The sequence below is a fragment of the Streptomyces sp. NPDC098789 genome, from assembly GCF_044759975.1.
Taxonomy (GTDB): domain Bacteria; phylum Actinomycetota; class Actinomycetes; order Streptomycetales; family Streptomycetaceae; genus Streptomyces.
In genome coordinates, this window is record NZ_JBIWAJ010000020.1 from 115,304 (window position 1) to 127,980 (window position 12,677).

At 67.1% G+C, this 12,677-nt stretch carries 12 protein-coding genes; 7 read left to right on the plus strand and 5 right to left on the minus strand.

Features of this window, described 5'->3' with window-relative positions:
- Positions 1-36: 36 nt before the first annotated feature.
- Genes ACIQWR_RS32325 through ACIQWR_RS32340 form a run of 4 tightly spaced genes read right to left on the minus strand, consistent with a single transcriptional unit; the run spans position 37 to position 3,046 of the window.
- The gene (locus tag ACIQWR_RS32325) at positions 37-1,371 is read right to left on the minus strand and encodes an NADH-quinone oxidoreductase subunit D (protein ID WP_404016896.1); all 1,335 of its coding nucleotides are present in this window, start codon (positions 1,369-1,371) and stop codon (positions 37-39) included.
- Entirely contained in the window at positions 1,371-2,120 is a 750-nt protein-coding gene (locus ACIQWR_RS32330) for an NADH-quinone oxidoreductase subunit C (RefSeq protein WP_399267752.1), read from the minus strand. Before ACIQWR_RS32330 ends, ACIQWR_RS32325 begins: the two co-directional genes overlap by 1 nt.
- On the minus strand, positions 2,117-2,671 hold the full coding sequence (locus ACIQWR_RS32335; protein ID WP_330331952.1) for an NADH-quinone oxidoreductase subunit B family protein: 555 nt from the start codon (positions 2,669-2,671) through the stop codon (positions 2,117-2,119). The genes ACIQWR_RS32330 and ACIQWR_RS32335 overlap by 4 nt, the downstream gene beginning before the upstream one ends.
- 15 nt (positions 2,672-2,686) lie before the next feature.
- Positions 2,687-3,046 (minus strand): NADH-quinone oxidoreductase subunit A, encoded by a 360-nt coding sequence (locus ACIQWR_RS32340; RefSeq protein WP_404016900.1) that lies wholly within the window; start codon positions 3,044-3,046, stop codon positions 2,687-2,689.
- Between the two features lie 736 nt (positions 3,047-3,782).
- On the opposite strand from ACIQWR_RS32340, the gene ACIQWR_RS32345 reads away from it, so the two are divergent.
- The 5 genes from ACIQWR_RS32345 to ACIQWR_RS32365 all read left to right on the plus strand — a co-directional run bounded on the left by ACIQWR_RS32345 (position 3,783) and on the right by ACIQWR_RS32365 (position 9,318).
- Positions 3,783-4,646: a C40 family peptidase gene (locus ACIQWR_RS32345; RefSeq protein ID WP_404016902.1), complete on the plus strand. Its 864-nt coding sequence runs from the start codon at positions 3,783-3,785 to the stop codon at positions 4,644-4,646.
- Positions 4,647-4,953: 307 nt separating this feature from the next.
- The gene (locus ACIQWR_RS32350; protein WP_404016905.1) at positions 4,954-5,334 is read left to right on the plus strand and encodes a hypothetical protein; all 381 of its coding nucleotides are present in this window, start codon (positions 4,954-4,956) and stop codon (positions 5,332-5,334) included.
- 12 nt (positions 5,335-5,346) lie between these two features.
- A complete protein-coding gene (locus ACIQWR_RS32355; RefSeq protein ID WP_404016907.1) occupies positions 5,347-5,820 on the plus strand; it encodes a DUF732 domain-containing protein in 474 nt (157 codons plus the stop codon).
- 156 nt (positions 5,821-5,976) lie between these two features.
- Positions 5,977-7,689 carry a recombinase family protein gene (locus ACIQWR_RS32360; protein ID WP_404016910.1) on the plus strand — a complete coding sequence of 571 codons (1,713 nt, stop codon included), beginning with the start codon at positions 5,977-5,979 and terminating at the stop codon, positions 7,687-7,689.
- Between the two features lie 645 nt (positions 7,690-8,334).
- Positions 8,335-9,318 carry a LuxR C-terminal-related transcriptional regulator gene (locus ACIQWR_RS32365; protein WP_404016912.1) on the plus strand — a complete coding sequence of 328 codons (984 nt, stop codon included), beginning with the start codon at positions 8,335-8,337 and terminating at the stop codon, positions 9,316-9,318.
- Here the strand turns inward: ACIQWR_RS32365 and ACIQWR_RS32370 are convergent.
- On the minus strand, positions 9,315-9,740 hold the full coding sequence (locus ACIQWR_RS32370; RefSeq protein ID WP_404016915.1) for a hypothetical protein: 426 nt from the start codon (positions 9,738-9,740) through the stop codon (positions 9,315-9,317). The two genes, ACIQWR_RS32365 and ACIQWR_RS32370, sit on opposite strands and share 4 nt — an antisense overlap.
- 644 nt (positions 9,741-10,384) lie before the next feature.
- Between ACIQWR_RS32370 and ACIQWR_RS32375 the strand changes: the two genes are divergently transcribed.
- Both ACIQWR_RS32375 and ACIQWR_RS32380 read left to right on the plus strand, forming a co-directional pair.
- On the plus strand, positions 10,385-11,443 hold the full coding sequence (locus ACIQWR_RS32375; RefSeq protein WP_404016917.1) for a YqaJ viral recombinase family protein: 1,059 nt from the start codon (positions 10,385-10,387) through the stop codon (positions 11,441-11,443).
- On the plus strand, positions 11,440-12,342 hold the full coding sequence (locus ACIQWR_RS32380) for a recombinase RecT (protein ID WP_404016920.1): 903 nt from the start codon (positions 11,440-11,442) through the stop codon (positions 12,340-12,342). Before ACIQWR_RS32375 ends, ACIQWR_RS32380 begins: the two co-directional genes overlap by 4 nt.
- The last annotated feature ends 335 nt before the right edge of the window (positions 12,343-12,677 follow it).

Here is a 12,677-nt window from a genome sequence, read left to right on the forward strand (position 1 = left end):
GGGCCTGGGGGGTGTCCCCTCCGGAAAGTGCGGTCGTCATCGGTCGACGCCTCCCATCACGGGGTCGATGGAGGCGACGGCCACGATGACGTCGGCGACCTGGCCGCCCTCGCACATCGCCGCCATGGCCTGCAGGTTGGTGAAGGACGGGTCGCGGAAGTGGACCCGGTAGGGGCGGGTGCCGCCGTCGGAGACGAGGTGGACGCCCAGTTCGCCCTTGGGGGACTCGACGGCCGCGTACGCCTGGCCGGCCGGTACCCGGAAGCCCTCGGTCACCAGCTTGAAGTGGTGGATGAGGGCCTCCATCGAGGTGCCCATGATGTTCTTGATGTGGTCGAGCGAGTTGCCGAGGCCGTCCGGTCCCATCGCGAGCTGCGCGGGCCAGGCGATCTTCTTGTCGGCGACCATGACCGGCCCGGGCTCCAGCCGGTCCAGGCACTGCTCGACGATCCGCAGCGACTGCCGCATCTCTTCGAGGCGGATCAGGAACCGGCCGTAGGAGTCGCAGGACTCGGTGGTCGGTACGTCGAACTCGTACTCCTCGTACCCGCAGTACGGGTCCGTCTTGCGCAGGTCGTGCGGCAGGCCCGCCGAGCGCAGGACGGGGCCGGTGGCGCCGAGCGCCATGCAGCCGGTGAGGTCGAGGTAGCCGACGTCCTGCATGCGGGCCTTGAAGATGGGGTTGCCGGTGGCGAGCTTGTCGTACTCCGGCAGGTTCTTCTTCATGGTCTTCACGAAGTCGCGCAGCTGGTCCATCGCGCCCGGGGGCAGGTCCTGGGCGAGGCCGCCGGGGCGGATGAACGCGTGGTTCATGCGCAGACCGGTGATCAGCTCGAAGATGTCGAGGATCAGCTCGCGGTCCCGGAAGCCGTAGATCATGATCGTGGTCGCGCCCAGCTCCATGCCGCCGGTGGCGATGCACACCAGGTGCGAGGAGATCCGGTTCAGCTCCATCAGCAGGACGCGGATGGCGGTGGCGCGGTCGGGGACCTGGTCCGTGATGCCGAGGAGCTTCTCGACGCCCAGGCAGTACGCCGTCTCGTTGAAGAACGGCGTCAGGTAGTCCATCCGCGTCACGAAGGTGGTGCCCTGCGTCCAGTTGCGGAATTCGAGGTTCTTCTCGATCCCGGTGTGCAGGTAGCCGATTCCGCAGCGGGCCTCGGTGACCGTCTCGCCGTCGATCTCCAGGATCAGCCGCAGCACGCCGTGCGTGGACGGGTGCTGGGGACCCATGTTGACGATGATCCGCTCGTCGTCGGCGCGGGCGGCCGACTGCACGACCTCGTCCCAGTCGCCGCCGGTGACGGTGTAGACGGTGCCCTCGGTGGTCTCGCGGGAGGAGGCGTGGGAGGTCTCGGGTGAAGTGGACATCAGCTGTACGACCTCCGCTGGTCGGGAGCCGGGATCTGGGCGCCCTTGTACTCGACGGCGATGCCGCCGAGCGGGTAGTCCTTGCGCTGCGGGAAGCCCTGCCAGTCGTCCGGCATCATGATCCGCGTGAGGGCCGGGTGCCCGTCGAAGACCAGGCCGAAGAAGTCGTACGTCTCGCGCTCGTGCCAGTCGTTGGTCGGATAGACCGACACCAGCGACGGGAGGTGCGGATCGCGGTCCGGGACCGACACCTCCAGCCGCAGCACCCGACCGTGGGTGAGCGAGCGCAGGTGGTAGACGGCGTGCAGCTCGCGGCCCTTGTCGTCCGGGAAGTGGACGCCGGAGACCCCGGTGCACAGCTCGAAGCGCAGGGCCGGGTCGTCGCGCAGGGTGGAGGCCACCGTCACGAGGTGCTCGCGCGCGATGTGGAAGGTGAGTTCGCCGCGGTCCACGACCGTCTTCTCGATGGCGTTCTCCGGCACCAGGTCCTGCTCCTCCAGGGCGCCTTCGAGCTCGTCCGCGACCTCGTCGAAGTACGAGCCGTACGGTCGGCTGCTGGCGCCCGGGAAGGCCACGGTGCGCACGAGGCCGCCGTAGCCGCTGGTGTCGGCGCCCTTGGTGGCCCCGAACATGCCCTTGCGGACGCCGATGACCTCGCCCGCGGCGCCGCCACGGGGTGCGGGAACGTTCCCGTCCCCCTCCGGCCCTTCGTGCGCGCGGCCATTGGTCGCGTCGTTCGTCGCGCTCACCGGAGCAGACCCTTCATCTCAATGGTGGGGAGCGCCTTGAGGGCCGCCTCCTCCGCCTCGCGGGCCGCCTCCTGCTGGTTCACACCGAGCTTGGAACCCTGGATCTTCTGGTGGAGCTTGAGGATCGCGTCCATCAGCATTTCGGGGCGGGGCGGGCAACCGGGCAGATAGATGTCCACGGGGACGATGTGGTCGACGCCCTGGACAATTGCATAGTTATTGAACATTCCACCCGATGATGCGCAAACCCCCATGGAAATGACCCATTTGGGAGAAGGCATCTGGTCATACACCTGCCGCAGTACGGGCGCCATCTTCTGGCTCACCCGGCCGGCCACGATCATCAGGTCGGCCTGGCGCGGCGAACCACGGAAGACCTCCATGCCGAAGCGGGCCAGGTCGTACCGGCCCGCTCCGGTGGTCATCATCTCGATGGCGCAGCAGGCGAGGCCGAACGTGGCCGGGAAGACGGATGACTTGCGCACCCAGCCCGCGGCCTGTTCGACGGTGGTCAGCAGGAAGCCGCTCGGCAGCTTCTCTTCCAGTCCCATGAAGAATTCAGCCCCTCAGTCCCATTCCAGGCCGCCCCGCCGCCATACGTACGCGTAGGCGACGAAGACGGTGAGCACGAAGAGCAGCATCTCGACGAGCCCGAAGATCCCCAGGGAGTCGAAGGTGACGGCCCAGGGGTAGAGGAAGACAACCTCGATGTCGAAGACGATGAAGAGCATCGCCGTCAGGTAGTACTTGATCTGGAAGCGACCACCGCCGGCCGGAACCGGGGTCGGTTCGATACCGCATTCATAGGCGTCAAGCTTTGCCCGGTTGTACCGCTTTGGGCCGATCAGCGTGGCCATGACCACGGAGAAGATCGCAAACCCTGCGCCGAGGGCGCCGAGCACGAGGATGGGCGCGTACGCATTCACGCTCCTCGCTCCTTCCAGTCGTCCTTGACCGTTGGACCGCTGCACCGGCGCGCTGTACCGCCTCGCGAAGATCACGCACTCAATCGAACGCTCGCATGTGAGGCAGTTCACAAGCCGGACTGGTGCGCATCTTATGCCCGGCGGTCTGTGATCTGCGACACGGGTAACAACAACGAGTTTGTGATCTCCACCACCTGACGAACGATCATGAAGTCCGATGAGTGGTGATCTTCGTACGCGAAGCATCCACATGATCACCAAAGGTGACATCCGGGCCCGTCATCGCAGGTGGAAGGGGTGTCGCTCTATCAAATGCTGCGCACTGCATGCAAATTGGCGGAGCGTCTGCGCGGGTGATAAAGGGAAGCCGTGTAGCCCGCCCGGGGGACCCCCCGAGGACGGGGGTGGACGCGTGCTTTCGTTCACGAACTTCACGGAGGCATCACAGGCGGGTCACAACGTCCGCATCACGTGACGGTTCTGTGACCTGCGCCACACTAGAATTCCCCCGCCGGAAAGGGGGCTTGGCCATCTGGTCGGGTGGATGGTAGCCACCTGATCAATTCGGACTTTTTACAGAAACCCTATGATCACAGCCTTGCGGCCGCGTGTCCGGTTCGCCCGTTACGGCGTCAATAAGGCCCGCGACGCGCCCGGTTAAACCTCATCTGAAGCAACTGTGGCGCAGACCACGTTTCTTGAAGCGACCCGCAACCCCCTGATACCGGTTGTCCCTATGTCCCACACCGCTCACATACCCAGCCACCGGAAGCCGCGCCGTAGCGCCTCGAAGCTCGCGGTCCGCGCCGGAGTTGCCGGTGGCGTTCTCAGCACGCTGGCGATGGCCGGCACGGCGAGCGCGTCCCCCGCCGCCGAACCCGCCACCGAGACCACCCTCGAGATGCCGGTCCTCAACATGGACCTCGGCTCCCAGGTGTCCTCCGCCGTCATCAAGGCCGCGGACAACACCCGGGCGCAGGCCCTCGTGGGCGAGCTGAACGCCCAGGAGGAGACCGCCCGTACGGGCGCCGCCGCCGAGGCCAAGCTCGCCAAGGCCGACGCACAGGCGAAGGCCGACGCGGAGAAGAAGGCCTCCGACGAGGCGAAGCGCCAGGCCGACGCCGACCGCGCCAACCGCGGCGACGGCCGCACGCAGCTCGCGAGCGCCAAGGGCTCCTCCGGCTCCGGCTCCTCCGCCGGCTCCGCGGCCTCCGACGACGACTCCGGCGTCCGCGCCCCGGCCACCGGCTCCGCCTCGGCCATCATCAACTTCGCCCGCAACCAGGTCGGCAAGGCGTACGTCCTGGGCGGCACCGGCCCGTCCTCCTTCGACTGCTCCGGTCTCGTGCAGGCCGCGTACCGTCAGGCGGGGATCTCCCTGCCGCGCATGTCGCAGGACCAGTCCTCCGAGGGCACGTCCGTCTCGCTGAGCAACCTCCAGCCGGGCGACGTCCTGTACTGGGGCAGCCGCGGCAGCGCCTACCACGTCGCCATCTACTCCGGCGGCGGCAAGTTCATCGGTGCGCAGAACTCCGGCACCGGCATCGTCGAGCGCTCGCTGAGCTACGACCCGCCGTCGGGCGCCGTCCGCATCCTCTGATCCCACCCGGATCAGGACCTCCGCAGGCCGGTACTCCCCCGCTCGGGGGGCGAGTACCGGCCCTCGCGCACCGTCCTGCCACCGCGCCGCCGCGCACGAGGGCCGCCGACGGCCCCTGTGCGCGCCCGCCGCGCCCCCGGGGGACTTCCCGCACCACGCACCCGCCCTGACGGCCCCACGGGCCCCAGGGCCGCTTCGGCGACCCCGCGTACGGAGCCGGACCCGACCCGGGCGCCGAACTGCCCCGGAACCGGCGGCTCCGATGCGTGCCCCCGAGCCCTACCATCGTGGGCAGGAGGTGGCCGGATTGAGCACGCACCACGACGCGCACCACAGCGAGCACGACGGACCCCGCGAGCCGTACCGGCGGCGCGGGCAGCACGGGCAGTACGACCGCGCGTCCGTCCCCGACGCGACGGCGCTCGCGGCCGCCGCCGGCCTCGGCCTCCTCGCCCTCGGCGGCTGGCTGCTGACCACCACGCGCCCCTGGACCCGCCCCGACGGCCCCGCCGTCCTGGCCCTGTACTGGGGTTCCTCGCTCGCCGTCCTGCTGTGCGGGCTGTTGCTGATCCGCCGCGGCGTCCACGCCGTCCACGGACCCGACGCCGCGACGCTGGACGACGTACCCACCGGGAACGGCGCCGTCGCGTCCTTCCCGCAGCTCGCCCCGCCGGACCCCCCGGCGTAACCGAGGAGTTCAGTGAAGCGTCACACGGCCCCCGTCCTGCTCGGCTTACTCGGCGCCGTCATCGCCACCGCGTGCCTCACCGCGTGCGGGAGCGATCAGGACGGCGCACTGCCCCCGGCCCGGACGGGACCCGTCGCGGCGCCCGTGGCCACGCCCTCGCCCCCGCCGGAACCGGGCAAGAACGGCAAGTCGCCCGATCCCAGGGCGAAGACGCCCCCGCCGTTGCCGGACGCGGAGACCCAGGCGAAGTACCTCGCGGCCCTCACGGCCATCGACGCGGACATCGTCCACAACAAGCCCGACAAGGCCGTCGAGCACGGCCGCAGCCTGTGCCAGACGATCGCGCGCTCCCCCGACGACCGCAAGCGACAGGACGACATCGCGGCCGTCCGCTTCACCTCCCCCGCCCACCCGGACGGCTTCGGCCCCACCAAAGCGGCCCGCATCCGCGACACGGTCCACACCCACCTCTGCCCGACCTACTGACGGCCGTACGCGTTCACCGGCGCAGCATCGGGCACCATCCGCCCGCCGCGGCGGCGGGCGGATCGGTGTCCGGTCGGGGGGCTCGGGCGGTCAGGCCTTCGGGGCGACCTTGGTAACTCCTCGTTAGAGATACTGCGGGTAGTCCAAGGGGGAACCATGAGCCTGAGCAGGGAGTACGGAGCGCACGGCACGCGTGACTTGAAGGGTTTGCGCGGGGGTCGGTACGCACGCAAGTCGGAGTACCGCGGGAAGACGCGGCAGAAGGGGCGGTCAGTCCGCGAGCAGCTCGACGCAACGCAGATCGACGCGGACCGCCACAGCGTCGTGATCGTCGAGACGTTCATCGACGATGACCGCTCGGCCTCGCGCCATGCTGGCGGGCGCGAGCGCGAAGAGTTTGAGCGCATGATCGAGTGGATCGAACAGGGGCTGCTCGACATCGTGTACGCGTACGCCTCGACTCGCCTACAGCGCGATCTCGCTGTCTACGCGCGCCTTCGCGATGCCTGCTCAAGGAACGGCGTGCTGTGGTGCTACGGCGGCAAGATCTACGATCTTAGCGATAAAGACGACCGGTTTCGCACTGGCCTCGACGCTCTCATGGGCGAGCGTGAAGTCGATGAGATGCGCGACAACGTATTGCGATCACTTCGCGCAAATGCGGTGAATGGCCAGCCGCACGGCCAGCACGCCTACGGATATCGGCGTGTTTATGATCCGAAGACTCGGGCCTACCTGCGTACGGAATCCGAGGAGTGCGAGGCTGAGATCGTCGAGGAGATTTGCGAGGGCGTCGCTTCGGGGCGGGCTTCGATATCTATACGCCGCGATCTGAACGGGCGAGATGTGACGCCCCCTGCTCGGCACTGGCGGAAAGAGCAGATCTCCGAACTAGCGGTGTGGCACGAGGAACTACCGTCCAACTCCGAAATGCATACTGATTGGGTGCAGCGGCTGATTGGTGCGGAGCCGTTGCGAGCCGAGGCTCGAAAAAGGCTTACGGCCGGTGAGCCCGAGTTGGATATCGCACAGGACTTCAATCAACGGGGCGAGCCGCTGCTGCTCGCACGGTGGCATGCCGCAACAATCACGGCATACGCAATCGATCCGCGCTATCTCGGTTCTCGTAAACACCGTGGCGTCGTCACGGCGGAGGGGGCTTGGCCGGCACTCGTCAAGAAATCAACTCACCTTCGTGCCTGCTCGGTTGTAGCGGAGCGAAAGTCCAGAAAGCATAATTCCCGACCGGGAAAAGCCGTCAACCTGCTTTCCGGGAGCATGGTTTGTGACGTTTGCTCGGTCGCTGTTGGTTCGGGGAGGAACAAATACGGCCCCTACTACAGGTGTGTACAGCCGGGCGTCGAAGGGAAGTTCGGGGGGAAGGGCTACCATGTATCTGCCCTTACCAAAGAAATTGACAGTCACGTCGAGAGCGGACTGTTCAGATGGCTCTCGTCGCCTGAATTCATCGCGGCTTACACCACGAGCGACGATGCAATCATGAGGCAGGTGGAGGAGGCAGAGGCCGAGATAGAGATGCTGCGGGGGCGCTTGAAGGAGTTCCGCACTAAGGCTATTGAGGGCGCCTTGTCGGTAGACAGTTTCGCGGAGATTGAAGCGGGTTTGACACCCAAGATTGCAGATGCAGAATCGAGGGCTCGCAACCTTAAAGTACCCTCGGCTGTCCGCGAGATCGTTGGAGTAACACCCGAAGAGGTCGCGCAAGGTTGGAATAGGCTTGAACTTCCACAGCGCAGGCTGATAGTAGCGTCCTTGCTCAACGTTCGATTGCTCAAGGTTCCACGTGGGCCCGGCGGTCCAGCGGCAGACCATGTGAGTGTCGCGCCTCGAATTTTGGTAGCGAGCTAGCCAACATGTAAGGGCCGCGCGGGTTAAACCGCGCGGCCCTTACGCGTAGACAGCCATCGGAACACTACGGGTATCATGACTTTTTCGCGTCAGATCCACTCAACCCATTGAGGACACGCTCTAGGGCTATGGCCCCTGCCGGAGTGATGTGCTGGGAGTCGATGGCAATCCATAGGGATTCACCCGTCGCTTTGGCGACAGTGACAACGCCATCATCGAGCGGCATGCGTTCTACTGAGATCATTACCGCCCCCGCGGTCGCGGCCTTCGTGGGGCCGCGCCCTTCGATCCAGTTCTCTCGCCTAGTTCCAAGAGGTGTCGTTCAGGGTCCCAACGGGCTCAGGGGACGGCGCGGGGGTCACCGGCACAAGGTTCCAGGATGTGTCTGCGCGCGCCGGAGCGGCCGGGTCAGCGCCAAGTGCGGCGCCCGCACCAAGGAGCAGTCCCGCAAGTGCTGCTGTAGCAAGGCTGCGGCGAATCCATTTCATGATCATTTTGGGGGGTCCCCTCCCGCGACTTGACACATTGGCTGCATAGTCCAATGGCATCTACTCTGATGCGCATACGCTGCTCGATCCAGCTGTGCATATCAAGCGCTGGCGCAGGTCAACATAGGAAATTCCAAGATCCGAAGGGGTGTGGCAGGTGGGCAGCACCTCGGCGTTTGAGGCGCCGCAGCCCTCCGAAAGCGACCTGCGGATCTACCAGCTGATCGCTGCGGGTGAGCCGCTGGGCGAGCAGAGCATGCCCGCGGTCGAGCGCTTGCTCGCCATGGCACTGATCATCCCTGAGCCCTTCCAATCCAGCGGTTTTATGGTGGTTGATCCCGATCAAGTTGAGGCACGTCTCCGGGCAGCAGCACACCGTCAGCTCGAACAGTTGCTCGGTGGGATTCCTTCGCTTGTGGCGGAGTTGCAAGCGCGGCAGGTAAGCGGCATCGAGGCCCGAGCGGGTGCCGTGTCCGTTTTCGTCGAGGGTGTCGACGCCGTCAACGGAGCGATTGCCCAAGCCGTTGACGGCGCGCAGCGTGAGATCCTCAGCTCCCAACCGGGGCCACGGCCTCGCGCGGTGCTACAGCTCTCGGTCGATCGGGATCGAAACGCTGTTGAACGGGGGGTCGACTTGCGGGTGCTCTACAGCGCTAGCAGCCGCGCCAACCGTGCGACTGGCGAGCGCGTGACTGACCTAAGCGCGATCGGGGCCGAGTTCCGCACGCTCAGCGGTCGCTTTCTCCGCGCGATCGTCGTCGATCGCGAGCTGGCCATCGTTGAGGACAGTGCCGATGGACGCCCCAGTGCGGAGGGTGCTTACGTCGTCCGCGATCGTGCCGCTGTGGGGTACATCGCTGAGAGCTTTGCCCTTGACTGGGAGCGAGCCATCGAGTGGCACAGTGTGGATCCCCTAGTCCCTCCGGGTCAGGCCATCACGACGCCGCTTCAGCGAACCGTCCTCAATGGGTTGCGTTCCGGTCAGGATCAGCAGCAGATCGCCAAGTCGCTGGGCTACAGCGGGAAGACCGTGGGGACCGCTTTGGGTGACCTACGGACCAAACTGGGTTTGCGCACCGTATATCAGCTCATGGTGTGGTGGATGGGGCCCGAGGGACTGGCCGAACAGGAGTTGGACTAGCCAGCCTGCCCGGCTTCTCGACTCTTTGCGTCCGCAGCCCATCGCGTGAGCAGCTGCTCGACCTTCGGCATGTCAGTGGCTTTGAGTCCTGGCACGTGAGCAACCACGACGGTTGTCTCCTCGTCACTCGCACCAAAGGGATCCCCTGTCACGAGTCCGCAGTACTGCTGCGCGGCGGCAATGCGTACTGCTCGGTCGGGGTGTCCGATGGCGCGCGCCACGGCCCCGAGTACGAGTGGATCGATCATGATCGACTGATCGTGAACGATCTTGTGGAAGGTTGACAGTCCTACGTGGTGCCCGGTGTGGGGGTCTCGGGAGCGCGCTTCCAGTTGGCGCAGCGTGAGACCTTGCTCGGCCTTGGCTGTGCGCACAAGATCACCAAATGGGGTGCCGTAGGGGGCCTCGACGCTGTCCGACACGGCCACTCCCGCTCTCTGTTGCAGAACTCGAACAAAGCCATCTTGACAGCCATCACGCGAAACGGACAGAGATCAACTGCGTTGACGGTCGTTAAGGAGCCGCTTACGGTTGCCCTTGTTCGAGATCTCGAACAGTCTTGGTTGGTCCCTGGCGCCTAAACGGCGCATCCGGGCCACCCTCGCTGTTCGATTTCTGCAACAGGGAGGAGTGACCGTGAGCACAACCGCTACACCCGCCCCCGGCACGGCGCGCACGTCCCCTGCCCCGACTTCGGAGCAGGTCGAACTCATCCGACGAGTCCTAGCACCCCATGTACTCAGGGCGCGAGCCGGTCAGAGCAGCCAGACACTAGAGCGGCGGGTGAGCCAGTGACCGCCGCCGTTGAGTTCATCGGGCCGCCACCGCGTCAGCGCAACACGAAGCACAACGGCATCGCCTCTGTGCTGCGCGCTCAGCCTCACACCTGGGGCGTGGTTCGTCGGTCAACTAGTCCGAGCCGTGCCGCCTCAGCGGCGCGGGCCATACGGACCGCCCGTCTGTCGGCCTACGGGCCACCAGGAACATTCGAGGCAGTCGCCCGCACAGTCGCGCGGGGCGACAGCACTGAATACCGCGTCTATGCGCGATACGTCGGAAGCGGGCAGTGAGCAGCGCCTCGGCGCCGACGCTAGCCACGCCGACCGGGGTTGTCGTCGCTGCGCCTGGCCTCGACCGCGAGCAGTGGCTGACCGTGCGCCGCGCGGGGGTTGGCGGCTCGGAGGTCGCCGCGATTCTGGGAATGAGCAAGTACACCTCGCCGACTGAGGTCTACCTCGACAAGGTGGGCGAGCTGCCGCTCGACCGCCCGCTCGATCCCGTCCTCGCCGAGGCCGCGTTCTGGGGGCACGAGCACGAGCCGACGGTCGCCCGCGTGTTCTCTGCCCGTACGGGTCTCGGCGTCGTCGAGGGTCCGGGGACGCTTGCGCACGTCGAGCGCCGTTGGATGCTGGCGAACGTTGACCGGTACGTGCTCGCCGCGGGCGACTCGGCGCCGTCGAGCCTGCTGGAGATCAAGACGCGCTCGGCCTATCAGTTCGACGAGTGGCTGCTCGGTGTGCCGGACGGTCCGGCACTCCAGACGCATTGGTACCTCGCCGTCACAGGGTACGAGCACGCGTACGTCGCTGCACTGCTCGGCGGTAACCGGCTGCTGATTCACCGCGTCGAGCGCGACGAGACCCTCGTCGCGCACCTCGTCGAGATCGTTGGCCGATTCTGGCAGGACGTGCTCGATCGCGTTCCACCGGCGATCGACGGTTCCCAGGCGACCGAGTTCCTGCTCGATCACCTCTACTCGGTCACGGCCGGCGGCGTCACCGTCGCCGACCCCGCCGAGGTGCTGCCCCTGCTGGAGCGCCGCCGCGAACTCAAGGCACGCGAGGAACGCACCGCCGACGAGCTGCGCGAGATCGACAACCGGCTGAAAGCCACCGCGGGCGAGGCCGAGGTCGTCAAGACGCAGGGCCGGACCGCGTTCACGTGGAAGCAGAACGGGCCGCTCTCGCAGAAACGATTCACCGCCGCGCACCCGGACCTCGCACAGCAGTACACGCACCGCGTCGACGCGCTCGATACCGCGCGCCTCGCCGCCGAGCACCCCGACGAGTTCCGGGCGCACCGCGCCCGACGCCTCGTCGTCCCGAAAGAGAGCAACGCAGCATGACCAGCAACCTCGCCGACCGCGTCGCCACCCGAGGCACGCAGACCCGTACACCCGCCGTCCCCGCCACCCGCGCCCCGCAACCGGGCACCACGCTCGTGCAGTTCGTGCAGCAGATGCGGCCCGAGATCGAGCGCGCGCTGCCCGCACACATGGGCGGCGCCGACCGTATCGCCCGGATCGCGCTTACCGAGCTGCGCAGGGTCGAGCACCTCGCCGAGTGCAGCCGCGAGAGCTTCGCGGGCGCCCTGATGACCTGCTCAGCCCTCGGGCTGGAGCCGGGCGGCGTGTCCGGCGAGGCGTACCTGCTGCCGTTCTGGAACAAGAAGATCCGCGGGTACGAGGTACAGCTCGTCATCGGCTACCAGGGCATGATCAAGCTGTTTTGGCAGCACCCGCTCGCCGCCGGCCTCGACACCGGCACCGTGCACGAGGGCGACACCTTCGAGTACGAGTACGGACTCGACCCCAAGCTGCGCCACATCCCGACGCGCGGCTCGGCCAGGGGTCCGGCGACGCACTACTACGCTGTTGCCCGACTGGCCAACGGGGGAAGCGCGTTCGTGGTCCTCGACGTCGACGACGTCGAGGCGATCCGCCAGCGGAGCAAGGCGAAGGATTTCGGTCCGTGGTCCACGGACTACGACGCGATGGCGTGCAAGACCGCCGTACGGCAGCTCTTCAAGCTGCTGCCCAAGTCCGCTGAACTCGCTCGCGCCGTGGCCCACGACGGGACCGTGCGGCGCGACGCCTCGCCGGAGGGTCTCGACGCGCCCGGGGAGTACATCGAGGGCGAGGTCGTCGAGCAGCCGTCCGTGCAGGGCGGCGAGCAGCCGACGGTCGAGGACGTGCCCTCTCAGTTCGCCGGTTGGCCCGAGGCCGCCGAGGCGAACGCGCAGTGACCCCGGGGCCGGTCATCGACTACCGGTGCCGGCACTGGAGCGGGGCGGGGCGCCGTTACTGCGGCGCCCCGGGCGCCCGCCGCTACCTGCCCGGCTACCGCTGCCCGCTGCACACCCCCGCGGCCCTCGACGGTCGGCCCGAGCCGGGCACCCCACCCCCCGCAGATCAGGAAGGAGTCACCCGACGTGGCGTGGTTCAAGATCGACGACAGCTCGCACATGCACCCGAAGATCGTTAAGGCGGGTAACGCCGCCCTCGGTCTGTGGGTACGGGCGGGCGCCTACTCCGCGCAGCACCTCACCGAGGGCACCGTGCCCGCCGTGGTCGCCCGGCA

Coding starts and splice junctions, on each gene's coding strand:
- ACIQWR_RS32380 (WP_404016920.1), top strand. CDS start 11,440: ATGACCAGCAACCTCGCCGACCGCGTCGCCACCCGAGGCACGCAGACC.
- ACIQWR_RS32325 (WP_404016896.1), bottom strand. CDS start 1,371: ATGTCCACTTCACCCGAGACCTCCCACGCCTCCTCCCGCGAGACCACC.
- ACIQWR_RS32360 (WP_404016910.1), top strand. CDS start 5,977: ATGAGCCTGAGCAGGGAGTACGGAGCGCACGGCACGCGTGACTTGAAG.
- ACIQWR_RS32345 (WP_404016902.1), top strand. CDS start 3,783: ATGTCCCACACCGCTCACATACCCAGCCACCGGAAGCCGCGCCGTAGC.
- ACIQWR_RS32335 (WP_330331952.1), bottom strand. CDS start 2,671: ATGGGACTGGAAGAGAAGCTGCCGAGCGGCTTCCTGCTGACCACCGTC.